This window comes from Xanthovirga aplysinae, assembly GCF_009711365.1.
GTDB lineage: Bacteria > Bacteroidota > Bacteroidia > Cytophagales > Cyclobacteriaceae > Xanthovirga > Xanthovirga aplysinae.
Genome location: NZ_SMMB01000868.1, coordinates 1 through 4936 on the forward strand (window position 1 = coordinate 1; position 4936 = coordinate 4936).

The 4936-nt window shown below is 37.2% G+C and carries 3 protein-coding genes; all 3 read left to right on the forward strand.

Annotation, left to right across the window (positions count from 1 at the left end; genetic code table 11):
• Positions 1 to 299: 299 nt before the first annotated feature.
• A complete protein-coding gene (locus tag E1171_RS07080; protein WP_187696318.1) occupies positions 300 to 1382 on the forward strand; it encodes a DUF4837 family protein in 1083 nt (360 codons plus the stop codon).
• Between the two features lie 319 nt (positions 1383 to 1701).
• Positions 1702 to 3972, forward strand: coding sequence for an NADP-dependent malic enzyme (locus tag E1171_RS07085; RefSeq protein WP_155205313.1), 2271 nt, complete (start codon positions 1702 to 1704; stop codon positions 3970 to 3972).
• Positions 3973 to 3981: 9 nt separating this feature from the next.
• Positions 3982 to 4581, forward strand: a complete 600-nt coding sequence (ruvA, locus tag E1171_RS07090; protein ID WP_155205314.1) for a Holliday junction branch migration protein RuvA — start codon at positions 3982 to 3984, stop codon at positions 4579 to 4581.
• The last annotated feature ends 355 nt before the right edge of the window (positions 4582 to 4936 follow it).

Genomic DNA, 4936 nt, shown 5'->3' on the forward strand with positions numbered 1-4936 from the left:
CCGGTTTTCTGCCCGTTTTACAATGCTTTTTATTATCGAAAAGTGAGAAAATAAAGGGGGAAAGGCCAGATCGGTTTATCATTCCATGGAGAAAACAATGCGTAGATGGGTATATCTATTTGAATATTGGGACGTTACTTTAAGATAAACTTTTTTATTTGGTGGCGTAAAACATGCATGAAAAATTGAAAGGAATTATTATCTAATTCTGGTAAATATATTCAACAGAGTTTATTGAATTTTTTGTCAAAGAGGAAAGATTAGTAAAAACCATAGAAAATATGATAAATTTTTTCCATATGAAAAAGATCTTAGGAAGACTACTTTTAATTATTCCAGCTATTCTGATAATGTCCTGCAGTGGGAATGGTGACAAAAAGAAAAACACTTCTCTTTTGCCTGTTGCTAGAGGAAAAACTGGAGAAATAATCCTGATAATGGATTCTGCACAATGGGCCGGTCCCCTTGGTGAGGCAATAAAAGGAGTGTTTCTTGAAGTTTCCCCTGGTTTGCCTCAACCTGAAAGTATGTTTTCACTTCACCAAGTAAATCCAGGAAGTATGACCAGTCTTTTAAAGCAGTCCAAAAATTTGATTTATGTCACTACGCTGGATAACCGTTCAACTGCTAATCAGGAAATTAGAAGTACCTTTACCCAGGCATCTATTGAGAGAATAAAGAATGATCCAGAGCTCTATATGTACACCAAGGAAAATGAATTTGCTCGAGGCCAGGAAATTCTGTTCCTATTTGGGCAAACTGAAGAACAATTAATTGCCCAATTAACGGAAAACAAAAATAAGCTTCAGGATAATTTTAATAAGGTTGAAAGAGATCGTATGATTACCTCCCTAGATAAGGGGACAAAGGAATCTGGTATAATGAAATCCTTGATGAAGGAACATGGTTTCAAGATAACAATTCCAATGGGTTATCAATTAGCTATGGATTCGGCAGATTTTGTGTGGATTCGTAATCCTGATCAGGAGGTGGATAAAAGTATTTTTATTACCTGGATGGATTATAAATCTGAGAAAGCCTTTGAAAAGGATAGCCTTCTTAACCTGAGAGAAAGGATAGGGAAAAAGTATATTTATGCCAATGATAGAAGTGATTCATATATTACTACCGAGGACCGGGTGCCTGTAAACAGTAAGCAAATGAGTTTCAATGGTAAATATGCGGTCGAATTAAGAGGTTTGTGGAAACTTCAAAGAGGTTTTATGGGAGGGCCATTCCTTAGTTATGCGTTTGTGGATAAAGCAACCAACAGGCTTTATTACATTGAAGGTTTTTTGTATAGTCCAGGAAAACGAAAAGTAAATTCTGTAAGAGAATTAGAATCTATTTTATGGACGTTTAAAACAAAAGATGAATTCTAATTAGAATAAACTCCTCTTCTGTTTTAAATTTGTCCATCGGAAAATAAATTCCTTTTGGGGACAAAGAGATTTATATTCATGGCAAAATCTGCTGAATGTCAATTTGTTTTTAACAACTGCATAATAGCTTTTTTGTGTTTTGACCAATATTATTAATCTCTTTGGATTTTTCCTCTAGCTACGCGCTTTGATTTTTAAGAGTACTTATTCTTTTTGGGTAAGTGGAAAGGAATTTTATTTTTCATTATGCTTTCCTATTCTGGAATACCCTTTTGTAACGCGTAGACATAAAAAGATTTAGTGACAAAAATTAAAATTCATGTCTGTAAAGATTAGAAAAGAAGATGCATTGAACTTTCATTCTCAGGGAAAACCTGGAAAGATTGAAGTAGTTCCTACTAAAATGCTTAGCAGCCAACGAGATCTGGCCTTGGCTTATTCTCCGGGGGTGGCAGAACCTTGTTTGGAAATAGCCGATGAAAAGGAAAATGTATATAAGTATACCGCCAAAGGAAATTTGGTAGGAGTAATATCCAATGGAACCGCGGTTTTAGGTCTTGGGGATATTGGACCTGAGGCTTCAAAACCAGTAATGGAAGGAAAAGGAGTCCTTTTTAAGAAGTTTGCTGGAATTGATGTCTTTGACATAGAAGTAGATGCCAAAGACCCACAGCATTTTATTAATGTGGTAAAGGCCTTGGAACCTACTTTTGGGGGGATTAATCTGGAGGATATTAAAGCTCCGGAAAGTTTTATCATTGAGGAGGAGTTGAAAAAGCAAATGAGCATTCCGGTAATGCATGACGATCAGCATGGAACTGCTATTATTTCATCTGCTGCTTTATTGAATGCCCTTGAATTGGCCGGGAAAAAGATAGAGGAGATAAAGATTGTAGTTTTGGGAGCTGGAGCGGCAGCAATTGCATGTGCTAAGCTTTATCTGTCTCTGGGAGCAAAAATTGAAAACATTACTATGTTTGATAAGACCGGGGCAGTTCATGAAGGACGTAAAAACATGGATCCTTCCCGGGTAATGTTTGGTGAAGGTAAACAGGATAAAACGATTGATGAGGCCCTTGAAGGTGCGGATATGTTGTTGGGCCTTTCTACAGGTAATATTATTAAAAAGGAGCAGATTCAATTAATGGCTGAAAACCCAATTGTATTTGCCCTTGCCAATCCGGAGCCAGAGATAGCTTACCCTGAGGCCATGGCTTCACGTGATGATATTATTATGGCTACAGGTCGTTCCGACCACCCTAATCAGGTAAATAATGTTTTGGGATTCCCTTATATTTTTCGGGGAGCATTAGATGTACGTGCCACGGCCATTAATGAGGAAATGAAATTGGCGGCGGTAAAAGCTTTAGCCAAATTAGCAAAAGAGTCTGTTCCTGAAATTGTAACCAAGGCGTATGGAGATGAGCATATTAGCTTTGGGAAAAATTACCTCATCCCTAAACCTCTTGACCCACGTTTAATTACAGCTGTTTCCCCTGCCGTAGCAAAAGCAGCTATGGATTCCGGTGTGGCAAAGTTTAAGATTTCTGATTGGGAGGCCTATGATCTGGAATTACAGAAACGAATTGGAATAGATCAGGGACTTTTATCTCGTATTATTGATAGAGCGAAAAAAGATCCTAAACGAATTGTTTTTGCAGAGGCTGACCACCCTAAAATTCTTAAAGCTGCAGAAAACCTTAGAGATGAAGGAATTGCTAAACCAATTTTGTTAGGTAATAAAAACAGAATAGAGCAGATTGCCCTGGATAATAAAATTGACCTGAATGGCTTCCCAATTATTGACCCTTTTCATCAGCAAGAAAAGCTTGAGCAATTCGGCAAGATTTTTTACAAAAAGAGAAAGCGGAAAGGCATTACGCTTCAGGAAGGTGTGAAGTTGATGCGTGATCGCAATTACTTTGGGGCTATGATGGTAGAATGTGGTGAGGCCGATGCGTTGATTTCTGGTTTGACTAAAGATTATGCCTCTACTATACGACCTGCCCTCCAAACTATTGGTGTGGAAGACGGTTTGAACCGAGTGGCTGGAATGTACATTGTCGGTAACCAAAAAGGAAATTACTTCTTAGCCGATACTACCGTTAATGTAAACCCCAATGTGGATGAATTAGTGGAAATTATCGGTATGACGGCCAGAGGGGTTCGTTTCTTTGATCATGAGCCTAGGGTCGCGGTGTTGTCTTATTCAAATTTTGGCTCAAGTAAAGGAGATGTTCCATCAAAAACTGCTTTAGCCACTAAATTAGCTAAGGAAAAATATCCTGAATTGGTGGTGGAAGGAGACATGCAAGCAAACGTGGCCCTTAATACAGAATTACAAAAAGAGTTGTATCCTTTTAGTGAATTGGCTGAAGAAGGAGCTAATACCTTGGTATTTCCTGATCTTACCTCTGGAAATATTGCTTATAAATTGTTAATGGAGATTGGCGGTGCTGAGGCCATTGGTCCTGTCCTGATTGGGATGAAGAAGCCTGTGCACATTTTGCAATTAGGTAGTTCGGTAAGGGAGATAGTCAATATGGTTGCCATAGCGGTTGTTGATGCCCAAGTTCAAAAGCATAAATAAAGAAGAAGTATGATAGCCTACTTAGAGGGTAAATTAAGTTATAAAGAGCCTACTTATGTAGTAATTGATATACAAGGTGTAGGTTATCAGGTTTTTATTTCCCTGAATACATTTTCTTTCATTAAAGGTATGGAGCGAACTAAGCTTCATACCTACCTCCACATACGGGAAGATGCCCAGTTATTGTATGGTTTTTCCACTCCCGAAGAAAAGAAATTATTTTTAGATCTGATTTCAATATCAGGGGTAGGACCTAACACAGGGTTGGTTATTCTATCGTCTCTTTCTCCGGAAGAAATCCAACAGGCTATAATTAATGAGAATACACGGGTGATTCAAAGTGTAAAAGGCATTGGCGCAAAGACAGCCCAGCGAATTATTTTGGAGTTAAAGGACAAAATGAAGAAAGAAGGCCTCACTGCTTCAAAAGATGTTAATTCAGTATCTTATTCTGCAAATCATGCTGTTTCCCAGGAAGCCCTTTCCGCTTTGGTGAAACTTGGAATAAATAAAAGTACCGCTGAAAAAAGTATTCAAAGAATACTGAAGAAAGAAAACAATGGTATCTCGGTTGAGGATCTGGTAAAAATGGTCCTAAAGGCTCGTTAAAAATGAGTGAAGAATATCCCTGCAGCAGCGCTCTTCACCAATAAAGTGAAATTGAAGACTTACCTACAGAGTGAAATTATTATTTTCTAAAGAATGAGTAATGGATAAAAATTAATATTTAACTCTAAAACATTACTCACTCTTTCAAATGTCCCCCTCTTTGCTTCCTAAAAAACTCCATTTTGAAAACCAATCCATGATTAGGCTGTTGTGACTAATTAATTTGTTTTTATCAATCACTTTGCAATTTTTTTATTTTCCAATCTTTTCTCTCCCTTCTTTATTAATAATTATTAATTTCTCCTTTCTTTTTTTAAATAAAATTCTCCTTAGTTTATAATTTATGGTTTTAAAA

Coding starts and splice junctions, on each gene's coding strand:
- E1171_RS07080 (WP_187696318.1), top strand. CDS start 300: ATGAAAAAGATCTTAGGAAGACTACTTTTAATTATTCCAGCTATTCTG.
- E1171_RS07085 (WP_155205313.1), top strand. CDS start 1,702: ATGTCTGTAAAGATTAGAAAAGAAGATGCATTGAACTTTCATTCTCAG.
- ruvA (WP_155205314.1), top strand. CDS start 3,982: ATGATAGCCTACTTAGAGGGTAAATTAAGTTATAAAGAGCCTACTTAT.